We start from the raw sequence: 22,454 nt of genomic DNA on the forward strand, positions 1-22,454 counted from the left end.
ATGTCGACGAAGGTTTCCGACTACATCCTCCAGCGGCTGCGCGAATGGGACGTGGAGCATGTCTTCGCCTACCCGGGTGACGGCATCAACGGTCTGCTCGCGGCCTGGGGACGAGCGGACAACAACCCCCGGTTCATCCAGTCCCGTCATGAGGAGATGTCCGCGTTCGAGGCCGTCGGCTACGCCAAGTTCTCCGGCCGGGTCGGGGTCTGCGCGGCCACCTCCGGGCCGGGTGCCATCCACCTCCTCAACGGCCTGTACGACGCCAAGCTGGACCATGTGCCGGTGGTGGCGATCGTCGGTCAGACCAACCGCAGCGCGATGGGCGGCTCCTACCAGCAGGAGGTCGATCTGCTGGCCCTGTACAAGGACGTCGCCTCGGACTTCTGCGAGATGGTCACCGTCCCGGAGCAGCTCCCGAACGTCCTCGACCGGGCGATGCGCACCGCCATGGCACGCCGCTCGGTGACCGCCGTGATCGTCCCGGCGGACGTCCAGGAGCTGGACTACTCGCCGCCCGGGCACGCCTTCAAGATGGTGCCCTCCAGCCTCGGCATGCCGCACTACGCCCCGGTGCCGGACGACGATGACCTGCGGCGGGCCGCCGAGGTGCTCAACTCCGGCGGCAAGACGGCCATCCTGGTCGGTCAGGGCGCGCGCGGCGCCCGGGCGGAGGTGCAGGAGGTCGCCGACCGGCTCGGCGCCGGGGTCGCCAAGGCGCTGCTGGGCAAGGACGCCCTCGACGACGACCTGCCGTACGTCACCGGCGCGATCGGGCTGCTCGGCACCCGGCCGTCGTACGAGCTGATGCGTGAGTGCGACACGCTTCTCGTCATCGGCTCGTCCTTCCCCTACACGCAGTTCCTGCCGGAGTTCGGCAAGGCGCGGGCCGTGCAGATCGACATCGACCCCCACATGGTCGGGCTGCGCTACCCCTTCGAGGTCAACCTGGTCGGCGACGCCGCCCGGACGCTGCGCCGGCTGCTGCCGCTGCTGGAGCAGATGGAGGATCCCTCCTGGCGGACGAAGATCGAGGACAACGTCAAGGAGTGGTGGGAGGTGATGCAGCGGCGGGCCGATGTCGACGCCGATCCGATCAACCCGGAGTACGTCGCCCACACCCTCAACGGGCTGCTCCCGGACGACGTCATCCTCTCCGCCGACTCGGGCTCCGCCGCCAACTGGTACGCCCGGCATCTGAAGCTGCGCGGGTCGATGCGGGGCTCACTGTCGGGGACGCTGGCCACCATGGGGCCGGGCGTGCCGTACGCCATCGGCGCCAAGTTCGCGCACGGTGACCGGCCGGCGATCGCCCTGGTCGGCGACGGGGCGATGCAGATGAACGGCATGGCCGAGCTCATCACCGTCGCCAAGTACTGGCAGGACTGGGAGGATCCGCGGCTGATCGTCGCCGTCTTCAACAACCGGGACCTCAACCAGGTGACCTGGGAGATGCGCGCGATGGAGGGCGCCCCGCAGTTCCTGCCCTCGCAGTCGATCCCGGACGTCGCGTACGCCGACTTCGCCCGCTCGCTCGGTCTGACCGGCATGCGGATCGACGAGCGGGGCGGGGTGACCGGCGCCTGGGAGGCCGCGCTCGCCGCCGACCGGCCGTGTGTGCTCGACTTCGTGACCGACCCCGCCGTACCGCCGATCCCGCCGCACGCCACCCTCGACCAGATCGAGGCCGCGGCGGCCGCCGTACTCAAGGGCGACAGCGACCGGCTGGCGATGGTCCGGCAGGGCTTCAAGGCCAAGGTGCAGGAGTTCCTGCCGCACCGGCACGAAGCAGGGCGACGGTGAGCGACCTGCCGATCGTCGAGCGGGTGGACAGCGCGGTCTACACCGTCCCGACGGACGCGCCGGAGGCGGACTCCACTCTGGCCTGGGACAGCACCACGCTCGTCCTGGCCACCGTCCGCTGCGGCGAGGTCACCGGACTCGGGTACACCTACGCCCCGCCGTCGACCGCGAAGGTCATCGACGACCTGCTCGCCTACGTCGTCACCGGCTTGCCGGCACTCCACGTGCCGCGCGCCAACGAGGCCATGCGGCGCGCGGTACGCAACGCCGGTCTGCCGGGCATCTGCGCGCAGGCGATCTCCGCCGTCGACATCGCGCTGTGGGACGCCAAGGCGCGGCTGCTCGGGCTCCCGCTCGTGGATCTGCTCGGCGCGGCCCGTGACGAGGTGCCGGTGTACGGCAGCGGCGGTTTCACGACGTACGACGAACAGCGTCAGGACCGGCAACTGCGCGGCTGGGTGACCGAGGAGGGCATTGCGCGCGTGAAGATCAAGATCGGGGAGTCCTGGGGACGGTGCGAGGCTCGCGATCTGTGGCGGGTGGCCCGGGCCCGCGAAAGCGTCGGCGACTCGGCCGAGCTGTACGTGGACGCCAACGGGGGTTACGGCGCCAAGCAGGCGATACGGGTGGCGGCCGGGCTGGACGGGCAGGGCGTGACGTGGTTCGAGGAGCCGGTCTCGTCCGACCAGTTGGAGGCGCTCGCCCTGATCCGGGGGCGGATCGCGGCGGACGTGACGGCCGGGGAGTACGGCTACACACTTCCGTACTTCCGGCAGATGCTCGGCGCCGCGGCCGTCGACTGTCTCCAGGCGGATGTCACCCGGTGCGGCGGGATCACCGTGTGGCTGCGGGTCGCGGCGCTGGCGCTGAGCCATGGCCTGGAGATCTCGGGCCACTGCGCGCCGTACGCCCATGCGCAGGCGGCGGCCTCGGTGCCGAATCTGCGGCATCTGGAGTGGTTCCACGACCACGTCCGCATCGAGCGCCTGCTCTTCGACGGCGGACCCGTACAGCACGCGGGCGCCCTGTCCGTGGCCGGTGACGAGGTGCCCGGACTGGGCCTGAGCCTCAACGCCGAGCGGGCCCGCCCCTTCCGCATCAGCTGACGATCCCGAAGGAAGGAACCATGTCGCAAGTCGTCGTCATCACCGGAGCCAGCGCCGGCATCGGCCGCGCCACAGCCCTGCTCTACGCCGAGCGCGGCGCGAGCATCGTCCTGATCGCGCGGGGCGCGGCCGGGCTCGAAGCGGCGGCGAAGGAGGTCGCGGAACGCGGCGGCCACCCGCTGATCCAGCAGGCCGACACCGCGGACCCCGGCCAGGTGGAGGCGGCCGCCGACGCCGCCGAACGGCTCCTCGGGCCCATCGACGTCTGGATCAACTGCGCCTTCACCAGCGTGTTCGCACCCTTCACCGAGATCGGCCCGGAGGAGTACGAGCGGGTCACCACCGTCGCCTACCTCGGGTTCGTCAACGGCACCAGGGCAGCGCTCGCCCGGATGCTGCCCCGCGACCGGGGCACCATCGTGCAGGTCGGCTCCGCGCTCGGTGAGCGGGCCATCCCGCTCCAGTCGGCGTACTGCGGCGCCAAGCACGCGATCAACGGCTTCACCTCCGCCGTACGCGTCGAACTCCTGCACAGGGGCAGCAACATACGCATCACCGTCGTCCAGATGCCCGCCGTGAACACCCCGCAGTTCTCCTGGGTCCGCTCCCGGCTCCCGCGGCATCCGCAGCCGGTGCCGCCGATCTACCAGCCCGAGGTCGCCGCACGAGGCGTCCTGCACGCCGCCGATCATCCCCGGCGCAAGCAGTACTACATCGGCGCCAGCACGGCCGCCACCATCTGGGCCAACCGCCTGGTACCGGCCGTCCTCGACCGCTACCTGGCCCGCACCGGCTTCTCCTCCCAGCAGACCGACGCCCCGCGCCCGCCGGGCTCGGACAACCTCTTCACTCCGGCCGACAACTCGCCGGCCACCGACCACGGCGCACACGGTTCCTTCGACGACCGGGCACACGCGCACTCCTGGCAGGCCGCGCTGGCCCGCCACCCGGCCGTCACGGTCGCCACGGCGACGGCGGTGGGAGCGGCCGCGATCGGGATCCGGCACCGCGCGGGACGCCACCCGTCCACGCCGTCGGCGACAGCACGCTGCCGGGGCTGAACCAGGTTTCACGCCGGGCCCGTTGGACACTCGGGACAAGAAGAAGAACGGGGGCGGAGAAGGATGTATCGGACCTCAACTGGCCGGACTCAGAAGGAAGATGATCCGCCGTGACTACGAAAGCCAGCAACCCGACCGCTGTTCGCTGCCCCGAAACGGGCTGGGCGAGGGCGCGCCGCCTGCGCGGGCGAGGCATACGCACCTGTATGCGCGCGAGGCTCGACCACAACGCGGGACGGCTGCGACAGAGGGACGACTGGAACGTCGTACGAGGCGAGGACTGAGCCTCGCCACACGGACGCCTGGGGGTGCTGTCAACCCGACGCCTGCTGTCGCCCCGTCCTGCGCACCGTCACGAGCCGGCTGGCTCCTCTCTCCCGGCAGGGCGGAGGCATCCGACCGGGTGGACCTCACGCGGGGCGGCTCCGGATCCAGCCGGATCGGGAACCACTGACAGCTGTGCGGGACCGACCCGGCCCGGGCATGATCAGCGAGAGGCGGACGGACGATGGGGCATGGCGGAGACGCGCTTGCGGAACTGATGACCGACCACCGGGAGGTCGAGGAGATGTTCGCCGGGATCCAGAGGATGCCGGGCGGGGGGCAGGAACTCCGTGATCTCGTGGACGAGGTCACCATCGAACTGGTACGGCACTCGATCGCCGAGGAGGAGTACCTGTACCCGGCGGTGCGCGAGCACATCGAGGGCGGCGACCGGATCGCGGACAAGGAGATCGCGGACCACGGCCGGGTCGAGAAGCTCCTGAAGGAGCTGGAGAAGACGGACACCGACGATCCCCGGATGAGCCCGCTGCTGCAGCAGCTCATGGACGAGGTCGCCGCCCACGTCCAGGACGAGGAGGACAACCTCTTCCCGATGTTGCGGCAGGCTTGTTCTCCCGAGGCGCTGAACGAGCTCGGGGACAAGATCCGCCGGGCCAAGTCCCTGGCCCCGACCCGCCCGCACCCCGCCGCCCCGAACACCCCGCCCGCGAACAAGCTCCTCGCTCCGGGCACCGGCCTGGTGGACCGGGCCCGCGACCTCATCACCGGCCGCGGCAGGTCCTGACCCCCGCTGGGGCGGGCTGTACCCGGGCCGGGACCGCGCACGTTCGGTCCCGGCCCGCGATCCGGACGCCGGGCACCCTGTGACGTGGCTCATTCCCTCCTCGGGTCCGGCTGCCTACGCTGTTGGGTCACGAAGCGGGGCAGCGTGGCTCCGCGAAACAGCTCGCGGGACCGATCTGCCGGACACAGGCGAGCACGTTCCCGAGGGACCCACCGCCGTGACCGACGATCTGACACCTGTCATAGCCGCCTCCACCCGCTGGCTCCTGGCCGCCTACCCCGCCCCCGGCGGCGCGCTCAGCCGGGCCCTGGCCGAGGCCCAGGCCCGGCAGGCCGTCACACTCGCCGCCACTCTGTGTTACCCGACGTGTGTCGACGTGCAGCTGCTCCACCTGCTCGCACCCAGTGGATCCCACCGGCTGGACCGGCTCACCGGATGCGAGCCGCGGCCCGACGACACCGCCTGGCGGACGTGGGTCGACGAAACGGTGGTCAGCTGGGCGGCCTGCCTCCTGGCCGACCCCGCCCTGGCCGCCCGCGCCACCCGCGCCGCCCGCCAGGCCGTTCCAGCGAGCGAGCACCACACCACCGGCGGTCTGCGGCGGCTCACCGATCCCGGGGAGCGGGACACCGAAGCCGCGCCTCTGCTGCGCCATCCCGACCTGCTCGAGGACATCGCCGGCCTGCACCGGCCCCAGCTCATGGGACTGCTCAGCATCGAGGGCGCCGAACTGCCCTGATCCCAGCGTTCGAGAGCCCGCCGCTCCGCCCGGGCGTCGACGAGTTGCCGACGGGCCACGGGGAGCACCTCGTCCCACCGACAGGTGCCGGTGATCACACACCGTGTGCGTGACGCTGGATAGGGTCGGGCCGTGGAGCTCAGCAGCAGTCAGCCGGAGGACGCGTTCACCGGAGAGGCTCGGGGCGAGTTGTCACTCCGTGCGGCCAGGGCATTGTGGTGGGGGTCGGCCGGCCTGGTGCTCGGTGTCCTCGGTACCTCGGTGCTCGTCGCCGGCGCGGAGCACGGCCGGCGACTGGCGGTGGCCGTGGCCCTGGTCCTCGTGCAGGTCTGCGCGTTGAGGTGGCAAGCGCGCGCCCCGGTCGCCGTACTGGCCGTGAATGCGGCGACGGGACTTGCGGTGTGGGCGCTGCTGCCCGCGGTGAGCCTGACGGGGGCGTTGCTCGCGGCGCAGGTCTCCTTGTGCGTGCTGTCGGCCCTCAGGCCGCGGCGGGTTTCGGTGCGGGCACTCGTGGCGATGTGCTTGCCGGGGCCGCTGGCGTTCGGAGCCGGCGGCGGACCCACGGGGCTTGCGGTCTATCTGCTGGCGGTGGTTCTGGCGTGGACCGCGGGGCAGTGGCGCGCGGCGCAGCGGGCGCGGACGAGGGCGGAGTTGCGCCGGGCGGTGATGGAGGAGCGGGGACGGATCGCGCGTGAGGTGCATGACGTCGTGGCGCACACTTTGTCGGTGATGGTCATTCAGGCGGGCGCCGCGGACGACGTGTTCGTGCGGCGGCCCGAACAGGCCCGCGAGGCGCTGCGGGCCATCGAGACGGGCGCCCGTTCGGCCCTCGGTGAACTGCGGCTTCTGCTACGGGCGTTCGGGCCCGACGAGGGGGCGAACGAGGCTGCGCAGCAGCGGGAGCCGGCGCCCTCGCTCGCGCGCCTGGACGAGTTGGCCGACACCGTGCGCGCGACCGGGATGACCGTGCACGTGCATCGCGAGGGCGCCACCGCCGGGCTGCCGGCCGCAGTGGACCTGGCGGTGTACCGGATCGTCCAGGAGGCCCTCACCAACACGCTGCGCCATGCGGTCGGCGCCGACGAGGTGAGCGTGCGCGTGACGGCCGAGAGGGAGTACGTGAAGGTCACGGTGGTCGACAACGGGGTTACGCCGCAGGGCCGTTCGGCCGGGGCGGGAGGGGGACGCGGTCTGCTGGGGATGAAGGAGCGGGCGCGGCTCGTGGGTGGCAGCCTGCGCGCCGGTCCACTCTCCGGAGGAGGGTTCGAGGTGGCGGCGCGGCTCCCGGTGGAAGGCGTGTAATGACGCTGCGTGTGGTGGTGGCCGACGACCAGGCCCTGGTCCGTACCGGATTCCGTATGATCATCGACGCCCGGGACGACCTGGAGGTGGTCGGTGAGGCGCCGGACGGCCGGGAGGCGGTGCGGCTGACGCGGGAACTGGCGCCCGACGTGGTGCTGATGGACGTACGTATGCCCGTGGTGGACGGCATCGAGGCGACCCGGCAGATCGCGGAGTCGGGCAGTGGGGCCCGGGTGCTCGTGCTGACCACCTGGGACGTGGACGCGAACGTGGTCGCCGCCCTGCGGGCCGGGGCCAGCGGCTTCCTGCTCAAGGACATGCGCCCCGCCGAACTCGTCGACGCGATCCGCCTCACCGCGCGCGGCGACGCACTGCTGGCGCCGACCGTTCTGAGCCGTGTCCTGGACCGGTTCCTGCGCACCACGCCCGACCCGGCGCCGCCGCCCTCCCTGCGGGACCTCTCCGGCCGCGAGCGGGAGGTGCTCACGCTGATCGGTCAGGCACTGTCGAACGCGGAGATCGCCGAGCGGTTGCGCCTGTCGGAGGCCACCGTCAAGAACCATGTCACCGCGGTACTGCGCAAACTGGGTCTGCGCGACCGCGTCCAGGCCGTCGTCGCCGCCTACGACCACGGCCTCGTGCAGCCGCGCCGACCCTGAGAACCGGTCTCCTTCTCAAGGAGGAGACCGAGCCGCGGTCCTCCTGTCTTCCCAGTGCCGGCCCGTTCCCGCGGCCGATCCGCGGCCTGAGCGTGCGGCCGTAGCGTCGAGATGTGATCGATGACCTGGCCTGCCTCATGTATCTGCTCGCCCACGACGACGCGGCCGAGGGCCCCTACGACCGCTCCCGAACGGAGCTGTTGGTCCGGGCCGCCGCCCTGATCGACCTCGCGCTGCGCGGCCGGCTGGGAGAGGACGGCGGCACGGTCACCGTGACCGGCACACGGTCGACCGGCGATCCGGTCCTGGACGACGTGCTGCGCGACGCCGCCGGGCACGGCTGGAGGCACCTGGTACGCCGGCACCGCAGGCGGACCCTGATCCAGGTGGAGGACCGGCTCGCCGCGGCGGGAGTTCTCACCGTCAAGGCGCCCCGCACCCGCTTCGGCACGCGGCGGCTGACCATGACCGACCGCGCCGTGCCCGCCGCACTCCGTGCCCGCGTGTCCGCGGCGCTGCGCGGGCCCGGGCCCGTGCAGGAGGTGCCCACCGCCGACGCCGCGCTGCTGGCCCTGGCCGCGGCGGGCCGCATCCGCTCGATCGTGTCACGCCAGGACGACAAGGCCTTCCGGGCCCGTATCGCCGCCTGCACGAGGTCGCTCGCCGTCCTCGCGCCCGGACTGGAGAAAGCTGTACGCGCGCTGCCGACGACCATGATCGCCGCACAGGGCGGCATGGGCGGCAGCTGACCGAACGGGGAGACGATGAGCATGCACCGCGTCCTGGCCACCCTGGGCTGCGCCCTGGCCGCCGTCCTCACGACGGCCGGGTCCGCAACGCCACCGACCCAGCCGGACCGGCCCGCCGCATCGACGCTGCGTACCCACGCCGGCGTGGTGCGGGGCGCCGCCCACGACGGCTACCGCACCTTCGAGGGCATCCCCTACGCGGAGCCCCCGGTCGGCAGCCTGCGCTGGGCGCCGCCCCGCCCCGCGGCCCCCTGGCCCGGGGTACGGGACGCGACCCGGCCCGCGAGTGCCTGCCCGCAGCCGGCCGGCGAGGTGCCCGGCGGCAGCACCGACGAGGACTGCCTCCACCTGAACATCACGACACCTGACGGCGCGGGACCGGCGCACCCCCGGCCGGTGATCGTATGGCTGCACGGCGGCGGGTTCACCGCCGGGGCGGGCAGTTCCTACGACGCCCACCGCATGGCCGCCCGCGGCGACGTCGTGGTCGTCACGGTCAACTACCGCCTCGGAGCCCTCGGTTTCCTCGCGCACAGCGGGCTGCCCGGCTCCGGCACCTTCGGGCTGGCCGACCAGCAGGCGGCGCTGCGCTGGGTCCGCACCGAGATCGGCGCCTTCGGCGGCGACGCGCACAACGTGACACTGGCCGGCGAGTCGGCGGGCGGCTACAGCGTCTGCGCCCAGCTCGCCTCGCCGGCCGCCGCGGCGCTCTTCGACCGGGCGATCATCGAAAGCGGGCCGTGCACCGGTCGCCCCGACCGGCCATTCGCCCCGTCCTCCGTCCCCCTCTCCACGGCGCGCGCCACAGGCGCGGACCTGGCGGCAAAGGTCGGCTGCGGCTCCGCCCGCGACGTGATGGCCTGTCTGCGGCGCGTGGATGTCTCCCGTCTGCTCGGCGCCCAGGACGCCGATCAACAGCCCGCGTTCGGCACTCCGTTGCTCCCCGGCGACCCTGCGGCGGCGATCGCCGCGGGCCGCTTCCGCCGCGTCCCCGTGCTCATCGGCAACAACCACGACGAGGGCAACGGCTGGGCCGCCGGGATCATCCAGGCCGGCAACCCCGTCACCCCCGGCACCTGGCCCGACGTCGTGTCCGCTTTCTTCCCCTCCCCAGGACAGGCCAAGGCGATCGTCCGCGCATACCCGGTGCACCGCACCGACGGGGGCCCGGTGTTCGGCGCAGTCATCGGCGACGCGAACTTCGCCTGCCCGACGGCGCGCACCGGCGGCCTGCTCGCCGCCCAAGTGCCCGTCTGGCGGTACGAGTTCGCCGACGAACACGCCCCGCCGCTCGCCCCGGGCACACCGCCGTTCCCGCTCGGCGCACCGCACGCCGCTGAACTTCCCTACCTGTTCGACCTCGGCGGCCGCCCCCGCGACCTGACCCCGGCACAGCACCGGCTCGCCGACACCATGATCGACTACTGGACCCGCTTCGCCGGCACCGCCGACCCGAACGGCCCGTCGTCCCCACCCTGGCCCCGGCAGACGGTGCTGTCCCTCGTGCCGGACCACATCGTCCCCACCCGCACGACAATGTCCCGCCACCACTGCGCCTTCTGGAACACCCTCGGATGACCACGGACACGTGACCCGGCTCGGCTCAGGCCCCAGAGTCCTTCTCGCCGGCGTCGAACCTGCGCACCTCGTTGCGAATGCGCGGGCCCCACTTGGTGAGAAGGGCCGTGATCTCCGGGGTGGCCACATGCCGGTCGAGGGCCTGCTGGGACGCCCATTGCTCGAGCACCGTGACGGTTCCGGTCGCCGCGTCCTCCACGCAGAACGAGATCATCACGTTCCCCGGGTTCGCCGCGGCAAGTGGGTACGACGTCGCCCGTGCCTCGGCGACGAACGTCTCGACGTCCTCGGCGGGCACGAAGACCCGGCCGGCGATGATGACGGCCGTGCGGGCGTCGTCCTGGAGCTTGTTCGGCGAATTCATCGTTCTTCCTCGTCCTTCGTGTCCGGTCAGGCGGTGTACTGGTTGGGGGGTAGGTGGGACAGCCGGTGTCGCCGGTGGTACGTGGCCGGCTCGGCGGGCGTAGTACACCGCCGTGGACGGCGCCGCGAGGTCCCGGACCCGGGTCATCGGGGCCGTCAGGACCCGGTGGGGCAGCCGAAGACCGCAGATGCGGTAGCGGCCCAACTGCCTGATCGTGCTGTCCTGCCGGTCGTTTCGGAACTCCTTCGTACGGGCCGAGGGACCGTGAACGGCCGCCCCGACGGGTACGCTAGAACCTCACATCAATGTGAGGTGCAAGTCCTCCGGCCCAACTCGCGCCATCTGCCCGCACGGCCGTCCCGGCGTCAGCTGGTGGTTCTGGCTCCTTGGCGCGCGGCACCGCGCATGAGTTCCTCGAGGTCGCGTTCGCCTGTCGGTGTCTGCGCCCCGTCGCGCAGCCCTCGGCCCATCAATTGCCGAACAGCGGGCAAAGCGATCTGAGTGGCCCACGCCTCGTTCTCGCGGAGGAGTCCGTCCGTGATGCGTTCGGGAGGCAATGCGCGCTTGGCTGCTTCGATGACACCATCGGGCAGGGCAGCGATATCGCGGGCGATACGGTCGACGTACTCATCGAGTTGGCCGGCCGGCAGAGCACGGTTGATCCAGCCGTAGGACGCTGCGGTCTCGGCATCGAACAGGTCCGCGGTGAGCACCACCTCCAGCGCACGGTTGCGGCCCACGCGGTCCCGGAGGTACTGCGTTCCGCCTCCACCGGGGACGATGCCCATGAGTGCTTCGATCTGGCCGATTCCGGCGGTCTCGGCAGCGGCAAATGCCATGTCCGCCGCGGCCACGAATTCCGCCCCGCCTCCGCGGGCCTTCCCGGCGAGCTTCACGATGGTCACCTGGGGCTGATGGCGGAGGAGTTCGCCCACGGCCTGGAACACGTTGACGTCCGCCGGCGCCGACGCAGCGAGCTGCTCCAGAACGTCCATCCTCTCCCCGATCCGCATGTCCACATGAGCGAGGAAGAACTCCGGGTCGGCGCTGGAGAAGACGATCACCCGGACCGATGAATCACCCCTCAAGGCGTCCAGCGCCGTGCGGAGCTCGCGCATCATCGTCGCGTCGAGCACATTCACCGGCGGATTGTCGAGGACGATCCGGGCGACGCCGTCCTCGATGCTCACGTGCAGAGTCGAGTGGACATTGGTGGTCAAGAGGCTCTCCATCGGTTACCGATAGGCATGTAGGTTTGCCATGCATACCTACCGTCGGCGAAGCCTCTGAGACCGTCAAGAACGCACTCCGGGAGAACCAAGGATCATGAGGGATACCGACCTGCACGGCGTCGACACGGGAACACACATCGTTTTCCGGGCGGACTGCCCCAGCCGGCCGATCCTCGACCAGATAGCCGACAAGTGGTCGATGATGGTCATGGCGCTTCTGGAACGGCCCATGCGGTTCAATGAGTTGAAGCGCCGCTTGGAGGGTGTGACGCAGCGTGTCCTCACTCAGACACTGCGCCGCCTCGAGCGCAACGGCATGATTCGACGGAAAGTACTGCCGACCTCACCGGTCGGCGTCGAGTACTCGCTCACGGCGCTGGGTGAATCCCTGCGCGAGCCTTTCGGGCATCTTTACGGCTGGACTGTCGAGCACAGCGAGGAGATCCAGAACCGTCAGCGGGCGTACGACAGCAGGGCTGACACATAGCCGCCCGCTCAATCATCTGTGGGCATGTCATTCGAGGCCGGCCTCCTGTCCGGTGCGGCGAGGACGAACGACCTTGACTCGACGCTGCGGCCGGCCATCGTCACGGCGCCGAAGGAAGGGCCCACCGACCCCGCACCGGTGTCAGTTCTCGTCGACGGTTCCCGGCCCCGTGATCAACAAGTGCTGCCACCTGGGCAAGTTACTGGCAACGGTGACCCTGGCGGCACCCCTCCCCCTGTACTTGCCGGTCATCCGCCTGTCCGGCTGCTCGGACCGTTCTGCTCGGACCCTGGAGCGGCCGGGACCAGCAGGGCGACCAGGCGTTCCAGATCAGCGGCATGTCGACGTCCTGATTGAGCAGCCACTGGATCTGAAGTCCGTCCATGGCGGCGAGCAGGACGCGGGTCGCCCAGTCCGGATCGATACCGTGCGCCACATGGCCGACGACACGCTTCGTCAGGTCTTGCCGGATGGTCGCGTAGCGCTCGGTCACCCACCCGTGGGCGCGACTTCGGGCGTGCTGTCATGGGCCGCCCGACGGATGCCGAGAGCGAGGCGGCGCCGCTCGCCCGCGGGCTGCTGGCCGCGGTGGGGCGGCTTCCGTCGGCGGCGCACCTGCACCGGGACGCGCCGCTGCTGAGCCGGCTGGCGGCGGTCGGCAGGAGCCTGCGCCCCGCAGAGGGCGCCGCGGTTCCCTCGTGGCCCCCGCTGCGGGCGCAGAACGGCGAGGTGGACATCGTGTGCCGGAGGGTACTGCCGTCCGGCGCTCCGCTGCCCCTGCTGCCGGCCTTCGAGCCGCTGACGGCTGCGGCCAAGCGCTACGGTGCCGTGCTCCTGCAGCGGGCGGAGGCGCGGCGCACGCGGGAGGAGTGAGCCAGGTGCGCCGCGCCGCTTTCCCGCGGTGCGGCGCCCGGCCGTTCGCCGTTCGCGAACGGCGCGGATGACATGTTCGTCACCGGCTTCGCGCATACCCTGTGGGGCGGCGGGGCGCCGGAGGACCGCGTCCCGGCCGGCTCGGTCCCGGGTACCTTCCCCTGTGGTCTCGCGGCCGCGGCGGCCCTGCGGGCGCGTGACCAACTGGAGCCCGCGATCCGCTGCCATCAGCTCGGCACGGTCCTGAGCATGACGGATCGGAAGGCGGCTTGCCTGCGCGCCGCCTCTCCGCCCGTCAACCCGTCTCCGCCGGCCTGCCGCCCTCGGCGAGACCGCGGTATCGGAGCCGGATCCCTTCAGCGACGGCGCTGGTCGGCTCGCAGCTCGAAGTCCCCGTAACTGTTGTCAGCCGGGTTGACGGTCACTCCGGGCGCCACGATCTCGTCGATGCGGTCGAGGACGTCGGCCGGGAGCGTGACGTCGGCGGCGGGCAGGAACGCCTCCAACTGCTCCATGGTGCGCGGGCCGATGATCGCCGAGGTGACGCCCGGGTGGTTGATGACGAAGGCGACGGCCAGCTCGATCAGGGTGAGCCCGGCCTTCTCGGCCAGCAACGCGAGCTGTTCGACGGCGTCGAGCTTGCGCTGGTTGGCCGGAGTGCTCATGTCGAAGCGGGCCGGGGGACGTGCCGCGGAGGCCGGGCCGGAGGAGGTGTCCGTGCGGTAGCGGCCGGAGAGCCAGCCCCCGGCGAGCGGGCTGTAGGTCAGCGTGCCCATGCCGTGGCGGCGCGCGGTGGGCAGGACGTCCTCCTCGATGCCGCGGACCAGGAGGGAGTAGGGCGGCTGCTCGGTCACGAAGCGCTCCAGGCGGCGTTCCTGGGAGACCCACTGGGCTTCGACGATCTGGGAGCCGGAGTACGACGAGGAGCCGATGTAGCGGACCTTGCCCTGGTGCACCAGGTCGGAGAGGGCGCCGAGAGTTTCGGAGACATCGGTGCCGGGGCTGGGGCGGTGGACCTGGTAGAGGTCGATGTGGTCGGTGCCGAGCCGGCGCAGGGAGTTCTCGACCTCGCGGATGATCCAGCGTCGTGATCCGCCCCGCTGGTTGGGGTCGTCCTGCCCCATCGGCATGAAGAACTTGGTCGCGAGGAACACGTCCTCGCGCCGGCCCTTCAGTGCCTTGCCGACGATCTCCTCCGAGACGCCGCTGGAGTACACGTCGGCCGTGTCGATGAAGTTGATGCCCGCATCGAGGGCGCGGTGGATGATCCGTACGGAGTCGGCCTCGTCCTCGTTGCCCCAGGGGCCGAACATCATCGCGCCCAGGCAGAGCGGGCTGACCTGGACGCCGGTGCGGCCGAGCGGTCGGTAGTACATGAAGCTGTTCTCCTTGAGTGTGGTCAGTCGTTGCCGGCGGGGACGACCGTGCCGGTGCTCGCCCAGCTGGCGAGAAGGCCGAGGGCCTCCTGCTCTCGCGAGTCCGGTTCGGGGGTGTAGAAGTTGAGGCGGAGGCCGGGGTCGGACGGCAGGTCCATCGCCTCGTAGGGCAGCGCGAGATCGCCGACCAGCGGATGGTGCAGTCTCTTCACGCCGGAACGGTGGAATTTCACGTCGTGGCGCGCCCACCTGCGAGCGAAGTCGTCGCTCTTGGTCGTCAGCTCTCCGATCAGGTCGGTCAGCGCCTTGTCATGGGGTGCGCGGCCCGACTCGGTGCGCAGGTAGGCGACCGAGTCATCGGCCCCCTTGTCCCACTCGGCCCAGTAATCCCTGGCCGCCGGGTCCAGGAACAGGAAGCGGGCGGAGTTGACCGGCCCGCGCTGGGCGAACAGCGGCGAGTCGAAGACCGGTGCGTACAGCGCCCGCCCCAGCGCGTTGGCGGCCAGGACGTCGAAGCGCGCGTTGCGTACGAACGCCGGCACATCGGTCATGGAGTCGAGCAGGCGCAGGATCGTGGGCCGCACCCGGGAAGAGGTCACCGTGGGGCGTCGGCCCGACGGAGTCGCCGCACGGGCCAGGTCGTAGAGGTGGGTACGCTCGGCCTCGTCGAGTTGCAGTGCGTGGGCGAGGGCTTCGAGCACCGAGTCGGACGCGCCGCTCAGATTCCCGCGTTCCAGGCGGACGTAGTAGTCCACGCTCATGCCCGCGAGCAGGGCGACCTCCTCGCGCCGCAGACCCGCGACGCGACGGTTTCCGCCGTAGACCGGCAGCCCGGCCCGCTCAGGGGTGATCCGTGCCCGCCGGGTGCGCAGGAACTCGCGGACCTCGGCGACCAGGTTCTTCTTCTCGCTGTCGCTCATGGCCGGATCCCGAGGGCTTGTTCCGCGACGCCGTCGAAGCGCATGACCTTGGACCGGGCCGCGCTGAACGGGGAGTGGGCAATGGCGTCGTCGGGGGTCAGGGGCACGGGGAACTCCTCTTGATCGGCGTGGATCTGTGCCGGCCACTTCACGGTAGATCCCTCGGCGAGCACCTGCGAGGTACTGCCATTACCTGGAAGAGCAGTGACTCCCACCCGCGCGCCGGAGCGCGGTTGTCTGGAGCAGGCCGAGGACTGCCAGTCCGAAACGGGCCCGAACCCGGAACCGACCTCGAGGAAACACCGTGCGCGCAGCACTCATGTACCAAGCCGGCGACGTCCGCGTCGAGAACGTCGCCGACCCGAGTCTCAAGGAACCCACCGACGCGCTGGTCCGCGTCACCACGGCCTGCATCTGCGGCAGCGACCTGCACCCCTACCACTCCCTGTCCGCCTCCGCCGGCCCGGTCCGCATGGGCCACGAGTTCATCGGCGTCGTCGAAGGCACCGGTGGCGAGGTCGGTTCGGTGAAGAAGGGCGATCTGGTCGTCGCCCCGTTCGCGTACTCGGACGGCTCTTGCGCATACTGCCGGGCCGGGCTGCAGACGTCCTGCGTGCACGGCGGTTTCTGGGCGCGGAACGGCATCGACGGCGGCCAGGGAGAGGCGGTCCGCGTACCGCTGGCCGACAGCACCCTCGTCAGGCTCCCGGTCGGCGCCGATGACGCGCTCATCCCCTCCCTGCTCACGCTGTCCGACGTGCTGGGCACCGGCCACCATGCCGCCGTCCGCGGCGGGGTGAAGCAGGGCAGTACCGTCACCGTGATCGGAGACGGCGCCGTCGGCCTGCTCGCCGTGCTCGCCGCCAAGCGGCTCGGCGCCGAACAGATCGTCCTCATGGGCCGCCACACCGCCCGCACCGACCTCGGCCGCGCGTTCGGAGCCACCGACGTGGTCGCCGAGCGCGGCGGCGAAGGCATCGAGAAGGTCCGCGAGCTCACCGGCGGCGGCAGCCCCGTCGTCATCGAAGCGGTCGGGCACCGGCCCGCCTACGAGCAGGCGTACGGGGTGGTCCGCCCCGGCGGCACCATCAGCCGTGTGGGCGCACCCCAGTACGAGGAGGCCCCGATCGGCTTCGGCAGCATCTTCGGCCACAACATCACCCTGACCGGAGGCCCCGCCCCGGCCCGCGCCTACATCGGCGAACTGCTGCCCGACGTCCTCGCGGGCCGTATCGAGCCCGGCCGGGTCTTCGACCGCACCGTCGGTCTCGACGAGGTCGCCGAGGGCTACCTGGCGATGGACGCGCGCACGGCCCTCAAGGTGCTGGTGCGGCCGTGAACAGGCAACCTGTGATCAGCGTGGTGGACGCGCCTGCGTGTCTCGGCGGCACCTCGCCCGCTGTCCGGTCGATCACCGCAGCCGGCGCCGGGAAGCCGGCGAGGGGGCCGGCCCGGGCCTGGTCCACACGGTCCATCGGATCGGCAGAGCGCCGAGCCCAAGCGTCCTGACCGCCGTGGCCGCCATCCGTCGTAACGGGGCACGCCGCCGCGGACATCGCGGCCCGCTCGGGGGCGGCTCCGCCGTCCTGCTCGCGCCGGCGGTCATGACCGCCCTCACCCTCATCGTGCCCTCGCGGGCCACCCGCGACGAAAGGTTCCTGTGATGCAGACCCTCACCCTCAACAACGGCGTCGAGATGCCCGCCCTCGGGCTCGGTGTCTTCCAGACACCGCCCGAGGAGACCCAGGCCGCCGTGAAGGCCGCGCTCGACCTCGGCTACCGGCACATCGACACCGCCGCCGCATACGGCAACGAGCGCGAGGTCGGCCAGGCCATCCGTGACTCCGGCGTGTCCCGCGACGGGATCTTCATCGAGACCAAGATCTGGATCAGCGACTACGGCTACGACCAGACTCTGCACGGCTTCGACAAGAGTGCCGCAAAACTCGGCGTCGACCGGATCGACCTGCTCATCCTGCACCAGGCCCTGCCGTCGGACTTCGACAGGACCGTCGCGGCCTACCGCGCCCTGGAGAAACTCCTGGCCGACGGCAAGGTCCGGGCCATCGGCGTCAGCAACTTCATGGTCGACCACCTGACCACGCTGCTCGACGCCACCACCGTCGTCCCCGCCGTCAACCAACTGGAGATCCACCCCTACTTCCAGCAGCGCACCGTGCTCGACTTCGACGACCGGCACGGCATCCTCAACCAGGCGTGGTCCCCCATCGGTGGGATCACCTTCTACCCGGGATACGGGGAGGACCGCAGGAGCGTCCTGCAGGACCCCGCCGTTCAGGCCATCGCCGAGGCCCACGGCAAGAGCCCGGCCCAGGTGCTGCTGCGCTGGGGACTCCAGCACGGCCGCTCGGTCATCCCCAAGTCCACCCGGCGCGAGCGGATCGCCGAGAACATCGACGTCTTCGACTTCGAACTCACCGGCGACGAGCTCACCGCACTCGACACCCTCGAAACCGGCCGACGCGGCGGCCCCGAGCCCGAGGCCGTCACGCTCGCCGCCTACGGCCGCGCCATCCCCGAGGCGTGAGGCCGTACTCGCCCCCCGCAGGCACCCCGCCCGAAGGAGAGACCATGGCGAACTGGAGCGACGCGGACCTGGCGAAGGTCGGCGCGGCCGAGGAGCTGGACCGCTGACGCAGCACCCTGCGCGTCGCGCGCCCCTCCCCGGTGCTCGGCGCGGCGAACGGTCGAACGCGCAGGGGCGTCGTCGTTTTCGCGGTGGCCGGACGGGCACCCGGCGGATGGTCGCAGTGGCCGGTCCGGCGGTCTCCGTCTCTGCCCTCCCGGCGCGCTCAACGGGCCGGGTGCGGCGCGGGTGACGGCTCGGTTTCGTGTGGTCAACGGTCGTGATGTACCAGGAGGTACGTATGAACGCGACACCGGAAGGGACTGTGCGAGTCGGCAGGCGCCGGGTGCCGCTGACCAACCCCGACAAGGAGCTGTTCCCGGACGACGGGATCACCAAAGCCGAACTCGTCGACTACTACCGGGCTGTCGCCCACGTCATGCTGCCTTTCCTGCACGACCGGCCCCTGGTCATGGAGCGGTATCCCGACGGGTACGGCGGCCGGTCCTTCTTTCACAAGGACCTCCCGGACTACTTCCCCGACTGGATCCACCACCGCGAGGTGCCCAAGAAGGGCGGCACGGTGGACATGGCCGTATGCGACGACGCCGCCACGCTCACGTACCTGGCCAACCAGGCGTGCCTGACGCCGCACCCGTGGCTCAGCCGCACCGACCGCCTCTACCAGCCCGACCGGCTGGTGTTCGACCTCGACCCGCCGACCGCCGACGACTTCGGGACCGTCCGATGGGCAGCGCGCGAGCTCGGTGACCTGCTCACCGGGCTGGGTCTGCGCCCGGCGGTGATGACCACCGGCTCACGCGGACTGCACCTGGTGGTACTCCTGAGCCGCCGCACCGACTTCGACACCGCACGCGCCTTCGCCCGCAGCGTCGCCGATCTGCTCGCCGCCCGCCACCCTGACCGGCTGACGACCGCCGCGCGCAAGGCCGACCGCGGCGACCGCCTCTACCTGGACGTCCAGCGCAACGCCTATGCCCAGACCTCCGTCGCCCCCTACGCCGTACGAGCCCGGCCGCACGCCCCGGTGGCGACACCACTGGCCTGGAACGAACTCGACGACCCCGCCCTCGGCCCCCGCCACTGGACACTGCGCACTCTCCCGAACCGCCTGGCGGAGGTCGGCGACCCCTGGAAGGGCCTGGGCCGCTGCCGCCGCTCTCTCACCATGGCCAGGCGGCGGCTCGACGCACTCGTGGCGGACGACCGCACGGGGTGAAAGGAGCGAAGCGATCATGCCGACCACAACGGAACGGGCCAGGGCCGGCGCCCTGCTCACCGGCCACGGGCAGACCTACGCGCGGGAGGCCGGCGTGAAACTGCGTGACACGCCGCAGCCGCTCTACCAACTGCTGGTGCTCGCCCACCTGCTCAGCGCACGGATCAAGGCGTCCGTGGCCACGGACGCCGCACGCGCCCTGTTCGACGACGGGATGCGCGACCCGAAGCACATGAGCGAGGCGACCTGGCAGCAGCGTGTGGACGCCCTCGGCAAGGGCCACTACCGCCGGTACGACGAGCGCACCGCCACCCAGCTTGGCGAGGCCGCCGACCTGCTGTTGGAGCGGTACGGCGGCGACCTGCGCAAGCTCCGGGAGGCCGCCGGCGGCGATGTGGAGGAATGCAAGCGCCTGCTGCGTGAACTGCCCGGCATCGGGCCCGCCGGTGCGGACATTTTCCTGCGGGAGGTCCAGGGTGTCTGGCCCGAGACCGCGCCGTATTTCGACGCCAAGGCCCTCCAGGGAGCCGCCCGGCTCGGTCTCCCGAAGTCCGCGAACGCCGTCGCCCGCCTGGTGAAACAGGAAGACTACCCAGCGTTCGCGGCCGGCTTGGTGCGCTCCGCGCTCGACAAGCGGGTCGCGGAGGACGTCACCGCCCGCGCCGACAGCTGAGGGGGCGGCAGTCATCACCCCGGACTACCGCAAGATCACGCCAACTGAAATGACGTCTTGGTCCGTACCCATCTGGGGGCCGTCTCCAGGTACGGGCGGAAGTGTGGAGACTCCGCAGCTCTGGAGAAGTTGCCTGGGAGGACGGGGAGAGCGTGCTGCTGATCCGGCCGGGCGAGGTCGTCGAGTACGACGGCGACCAGATGCGGATCGCGTCCCGGCCGGTTGAGACAGCTGGCACCGTTCCGTAGGCCCGTCGTACATGCGGCCGGCCCACTCAACCTGGTTGAAGGGGCCGGTGCGTTGGTAGCGGGGGCGGGATTTGAACCACGCGACCTCTGGGTTATGAGCCCAGCGAGCTACCGAGCTGCTCCACCCCGCGTCGGTATGCCCAGCGTACGCCACGCAGACCTGCCAGGCAGGGATTTACCCGGAGGGATCGGAAAGTGGGAGGAGTTACGCCAGGTCGAGCAGCGGATTCGAACCCCTCGGGGCACCGGACGCCGTACGCCGTCGGACCGCCGTAGGCCGGCTGCGGCATCCACGCCTCCACGAAGTTCGCCGTCGAAGGCTTCACCGAGACCCTCCACAACCGAACTGGCCCCCCTCGGCATCCACGTCACACTCGTGGAACCCGGCTTCCTCCGCACCGACTTCCTCGACCCCGCCGGCCTGCACACCGGCCCCGACACCGTCGACGACTACCCGCCCACCGTCGGCGCGATGCCCACAGCCGCCGTGAGCCTGAACCACGCCCGGCCCGGCGACCCGGTCAAAGCCGCCCGCATAGAGAGGTCAGCGGTGATGCGGGCCCTGGCGGGTTCCGGCATGCGGCCGAGGCGTTCAACCACCGTGCCTACATGGGCCGTGTGCCTGCGCATATCCGCGCATCCAGCCCGCGGTCTCTGCGTCGGTCATGGCGCGAACAGCGAATGAGCACGGCAGTGCCGTCATGGAGGTGGCTTGCCCCCGAGAGGTCGGCCGCCGGTGTGGGGCGGGGGAACACTGGAATGGCTTGGTGTCCGAACGTCTCGAGCGCGTCGGCCGCCTCGCTGCCGCCTTCCCGGCGAACAACCACGACCATCGTGCGCGGATCACGGGCGACGACCCTCGCCCCTTCCGGTCAGCCCGCGATGACCACTGCGGCGGATCACCGCGTCAGCCACCGTGGGTCCGCATGGACGACAGGCCCTGGATGGACGTCCCGCCACGCCGAACGTGCTCGGCTGACGAGCGCAGGCGTCCGGTCAGGCGCGCCTCATCCCCCTCACCAGTGGGACGAGCTCGCCCGGCACCGCCCAGCAGCTCGGCCCACCCCCCTGGCGGGGCCAGACCTCCGGACCACCGCCGTACCACTCGATGAGCCCCGACTCGGCCACGTCCACCTCATCCCGACACGCCAGCCCGGCGTGCCGCAGCAACAGAGTCAGCTCGTGCAGGGAATACGCGGTGCCCAGGTCCTGATCGTCGAGATACACACGGCGGCCTCCACATCCCCCGGGCGCCTCCACGATCGCGGAACCCTCGAACATGAATTCAGCTTCTCCCCGTGAAAGCCTGACCGCATTCCGGAGGCCCCATGCCGCGGCCCGTCTCGAAGGAGGTACGTCCCTCGTACCTGTGCAGGGCCGAGCCGCAGATATTGGTGTTGGTGATCCTGACGAGAATGTCGCAGGGGTGCTCGATCTTCGCGTCCGGCACATCCTTGACGGTCACGGTACGCGGTCCTTCGTAAACGGCAGCCTTCATGCTCGCTCCTTTCACACCGCCCTGATCCTCTCGACCGATGGGCAGTTGAGCGTGGTGTCAGCGGTCCGTTCCGGGTCCCCTCATATGATTCCGACGAAACAGGCAAAAGGGATGCGGGTGCTGGAGTGACCCCGAACATGCCGGTGTGTGTCGCCCTACCGAGACGGGAACTCGGCGGCCATGAACACCGAGCAAGGACGACTTGGGGGGTCGTACTGGATCGAGACCGCCCCGGCCGGAGAGCCCGCTCTCCCGCCGTCCGGGGATCTCGCCGTCGAGGTCGCGGTGATCGGTGGCGGTGTCGCGGGGCTCAGCACCGCCTGGGAGCTGTCCCGGCGCGGCCACGAAGTGGCCGTACTGGAGGCGGACCGGATCGCCGGCGGGGTCACCGGCCACACGACGGCCAAGCTGACCGCGCTGCACACCCTGGTCTACGACCACCTGCGCCGCACCCGCGGCCGCGAAGGCGCACGGCTGTACGCCGACTCGCAGTCGGCGGCGATCCGCCGGGCCGCCGAGACCGTCGCCGACCTCGGCATCGACTGCGACTGGGAGGAAGCGGCGGCCTGCACCTACGCTGAGGACGCGGAGCATGTCGCGCAGCTCCGGGCGGAAGCCGAGGCGGCGCGCGAAGCGGGCCTGCCGGCCGAGTTCGTCACCGACACCGAGCTGCCCTTCCCGGTGGCCGGAGCGGTCCGGGTGACCGGGCAGGCCCAGTTCCATCCCGTGAAGTACCTGCACGCCCTCACCGCCGACCTGCGCCGGCGCGGCGGCACCGTGTACGAGGGGACGCGCGTCACCGGCCTCACCGAGGGCGAACCCTGCGTCCTGTCCACCGACCTCGGCATCAAGATACGGGCGCGCGAGGTCGTGGTCGCCACGCACTACCC

At 71.1% G+C, this 22,454-nt stretch carries 24 protein-coding genes, 1 tRNA gene and 1 pseudogene; 18 read left to right on the top strand and 8 right to left on the bottom strand.

All coding sequences use genetic code 11. The features are described 5' to 3' along the window. From AB0D59_RS15490 to AB0D59_RS15530, 9 genes are all read left to right on the top strand, one after another. Complete coding sequence (locus AB0D59_RS15490; protein WP_362565035.1) at positions 1–1,803, top strand: thiamine pyrophosphate-requiring protein; 1,803 nt, start codon at positions 1–3, stop codon at positions 1,801–1,803. After that, a complete protein-coding gene (locus AB0D59_RS15495) occupies positions 1,800–2,909 on the top strand; it encodes an enolase C-terminal domain-like protein (protein ID WP_362565037.1) in 1,110 nt (369 codons plus the stop codon). Before AB0D59_RS15490 ends, AB0D59_RS15495 begins: the two co-directional genes overlap by 4 nt. Positions 2,910–2,929: 20 nt before the next feature. Further along, positions 2,930–3,970, top strand: coding sequence for an SDR family oxidoreductase (locus tag AB0D59_RS15500; RefSeq protein ID WP_362565038.1), 1,041 nt, complete (start codon positions 2,930–2,932; stop codon positions 3,968–3,970). 508 nt (positions 3,971–4,478) lie between these two features. After that, on the top strand, positions 4,479–5,039 hold the full coding sequence (locus tag AB0D59_RS15505; protein ID WP_362565040.1) for a hemerythrin domain-containing protein: 561 nt from the start codon (positions 4,479–4,481) through the stop codon (positions 5,037–5,039). Positions 5,040–5,256: 217 nt separating this feature from the next. Further along, entirely contained in the window at positions 5,257–5,778 is a 522-nt protein-coding gene (locus AB0D59_RS15510; RefSeq protein ID WP_362565041.1) for a hypothetical protein, read from the top strand. A gap of 132 nt (positions 5,779–5,910) precedes the next feature. Then, positions 5,911–7,080, top strand: a complete 1,170-nt coding sequence (locus AB0D59_RS15515; RefSeq protein WP_362565043.1) for a histidine kinase — start codon at positions 5,911–5,913, stop codon at positions 7,078–7,080. Further along, positions 7,080–7,739, top strand: coding sequence for a response regulator transcription factor (locus tag AB0D59_RS15520; protein WP_362565044.1), 660 nt, complete (start codon positions 7,080–7,082; stop codon positions 7,737–7,739). Before AB0D59_RS15515 ends, AB0D59_RS15520 begins: the two co-directional genes overlap by 1 nt. A 113-nt stretch (positions 7,740–7,852) precedes the next feature. Continuing rightward, positions 7,853–8,488 (top strand): GPP34 family phosphoprotein, encoded by a 636-nt coding sequence (locus AB0D59_RS15525; protein WP_362565045.1) that lies wholly within the window; start codon positions 7,853–7,855, stop codon positions 8,486–8,488. Between the two features lie 15 nt (positions 8,489–8,503). Further along, positions 8,504–10,066, top strand: a complete 1,563-nt coding sequence (locus tag AB0D59_RS15530) for a carboxylesterase family protein (RefSeq protein ID WP_362565047.1) — start codon at positions 8,504–8,506, stop codon at positions 10,064–10,066. Between the two features lie 25 nt (positions 10,067–10,091). On the opposite strand, the gene AB0D59_RS15535 is transcribed toward AB0D59_RS15530, so the two are convergent. Next, a complete protein-coding gene (locus tag AB0D59_RS15535; protein ID WP_362565049.1) occupies positions 10,092–10,430 on the bottom strand; it encodes an antibiotic biosynthesis monooxygenase family protein in 339 nt (112 codons plus the stop codon). 365 nt (positions 10,431–10,795) lie between these two features. After that, positions 10,796–11,650, bottom strand: a complete 855-nt coding sequence (locus AB0D59_RS15540; RefSeq protein WP_362565050.1) for an enoyl-CoA hydratase/isomerase family protein — start codon at positions 11,648–11,650, stop codon at positions 10,796–10,798. A gap of 106 nt (positions 11,651–11,756) precedes the next feature. Between AB0D59_RS15540 and AB0D59_RS15545 the strand changes: the two genes are divergently transcribed. Further along, complete coding sequence (locus AB0D59_RS15545) at positions 11,757–12,149, top strand: helix-turn-helix domain-containing protein (protein ID WP_362565051.1); 393 nt, start codon at positions 11,757–11,759, stop codon at positions 12,147–12,149. 199 nt (positions 12,150–12,348) lie between these two features. Here the strand turns inward: AB0D59_RS15545 and AB0D59_RS15550 are convergent, their stop codons facing one another. Further along, positions 12,349–12,642, bottom strand: a complete 294-nt coding sequence (locus AB0D59_RS15550; protein ID WP_362565053.1) for a hypothetical protein — start codon at positions 12,640–12,642, stop codon at positions 12,349–12,351. 32 nt (positions 12,643–12,674) lie between these two features. Here AB0D59_RS15550 and AB0D59_RS15555 point away from each other — a divergent pair, with 32 nt between their 5' ends. After that, positions 12,675–13,022: a hypothetical protein gene (locus tag AB0D59_RS15555; RefSeq protein ID WP_362565054.1), complete on the top strand. Its 348-nt coding sequence runs from the start codon at positions 12,675–12,677 to the stop codon at positions 13,020–13,022. Positions 13,023–13,378: 356 nt separating this feature from the next. Here the strand turns inward: AB0D59_RS15555 and AB0D59_RS15560 are convergent, their stop codons facing one another. Genes AB0D59_RS15560 through AB0D59_RS15570 form a run of 3 tightly spaced genes read right to left on the bottom strand, consistent with a single transcriptional unit; the run spans position 13,379 to position 15,470 of the window. Then, complete coding sequence (locus AB0D59_RS15560) at positions 13,379–14,398, bottom strand: aldo/keto reductase (RefSeq protein ID WP_362565056.1); 1,020 nt, start codon at positions 14,396–14,398, stop codon at positions 13,379–13,381. Between the two features lie 23 nt (positions 14,399–14,421). After that, positions 14,422–15,318 (bottom strand): helix-turn-helix transcriptional regulator, encoded by an 897-nt coding sequence (locus tag AB0D59_RS15565; RefSeq protein ID WP_362565057.1) that lies wholly within the window; start codon positions 15,316–15,318, stop codon positions 14,422–14,424. Next, the gene (locus AB0D59_RS15570; protein ID WP_362565058.1) at positions 15,315–15,470 is read right to left on the bottom strand and encodes a hypothetical protein; all 156 of its coding nucleotides are present in this window, start codon (positions 15,468–15,470) and stop codon (positions 15,315–15,317) included. Before AB0D59_RS15570 ends, AB0D59_RS15565 begins: the two co-directional genes overlap by 4 nt. A gap of 152 nt (positions 15,471–15,622) precedes the next feature. Between AB0D59_RS15570 and AB0D59_RS15575 the strand changes: the two genes are divergently transcribed. From AB0D59_RS15575 to AB0D59_RS15595, 5 genes are all read left to right on the top strand, one after another. Beyond that, positions 15,623–16,657 carry an alcohol dehydrogenase catalytic domain-containing protein gene (locus tag AB0D59_RS15575; protein ID WP_362565060.1) on the top strand — a complete coding sequence of 345 codons (1,035 nt, stop codon included), beginning with the start codon at positions 15,623–15,625 and terminating at the stop codon, positions 16,655–16,657. A gap of 175 nt (positions 16,658–16,832) precedes the next feature. Continuing rightward, the gene (locus AB0D59_RS15580; protein WP_362565061.1) at positions 16,833–16,982 is read left to right on the top strand and encodes a hypothetical protein; all 150 of its coding nucleotides are present in this window, start codon (positions 16,833–16,835) and stop codon (positions 16,980–16,982) included. Beyond that, on the top strand, positions 16,982–17,866 hold the full coding sequence (locus tag AB0D59_RS15585) for an aldo/keto reductase (RefSeq protein ID WP_362565063.1): 885 nt from the start codon (positions 16,982–16,984) through the stop codon (positions 17,864–17,866). The genes AB0D59_RS15580 and AB0D59_RS15585 overlap by 1 nt, the downstream gene beginning before the upstream one ends. Before the next feature lie 340 nt (positions 17,867–18,206). Beyond that, positions 18,207–19,145, top strand: coding sequence for a non-homologous end-joining DNA ligase (ligD, locus tag AB0D59_RS15590; RefSeq protein WP_362565065.1), 939 nt, complete (start codon positions 18,207–18,209; stop codon positions 19,143–19,145). Positions 19,146–19,161: 16 nt separating this feature from the next. Next, on the top strand, positions 19,162–19,818 hold the full coding sequence (locus AB0D59_RS15595) for an endonuclease (protein ID WP_362565066.1): 657 nt from the start codon (positions 19,162–19,164) through the stop codon (positions 19,816–19,818). A 301-nt stretch (positions 19,819–20,119) separates the two neighbouring features. Here AB0D59_RS15595 and AB0D59_RS15600 read toward each other — a convergent pair. Then, positions 20,120–20,197: transfer RNA gene (locus tag AB0D59_RS15600), tRNA-Met, on the bottom strand. A gap of 245 nt (positions 20,198–20,442) precedes the next feature. Between AB0D59_RS15600 and AB0D59_RS15605 the strand changes: the two genes are divergently transcribed. Next, entirely contained in the window at positions 20,443–20,751 is a 309-nt protein-coding gene (locus tag AB0D59_RS15605; protein WP_362565068.1) for a hypothetical protein, read from the top strand. 639 nt (positions 20,752–21,390) lie between these two features. Here AB0D59_RS15605 and AB0D59_RS15610 read toward each other — a convergent pair. Further along, positions 21,391–21,564 (bottom strand): annotated as a pseudogene (locus AB0D59_RS15610) (aldehyde dehydrogenase); the annotation flags it as partial. 180 nt (positions 21,565–21,744) lie between these two features. Here AB0D59_RS15610 and AB0D59_RS15615 point away from each other — a divergent pair. Further along, the coding region (locus AB0D59_RS15615) for an FAD-dependent oxidoreductase (protein ID WP_362565069.1) at positions 21,745–22,454 on the top strand (710 nt) is incomplete at its 3' end.

It is taken from the genome of Streptomyces sp. NPDC048417, assembly GCF_040651615.1.
In the GTDB taxonomy this organism is placed as follows: Bacteria; Actinomycetota; Actinomycetes; order Streptomycetales; family Streptomycetaceae; genus Streptomyces.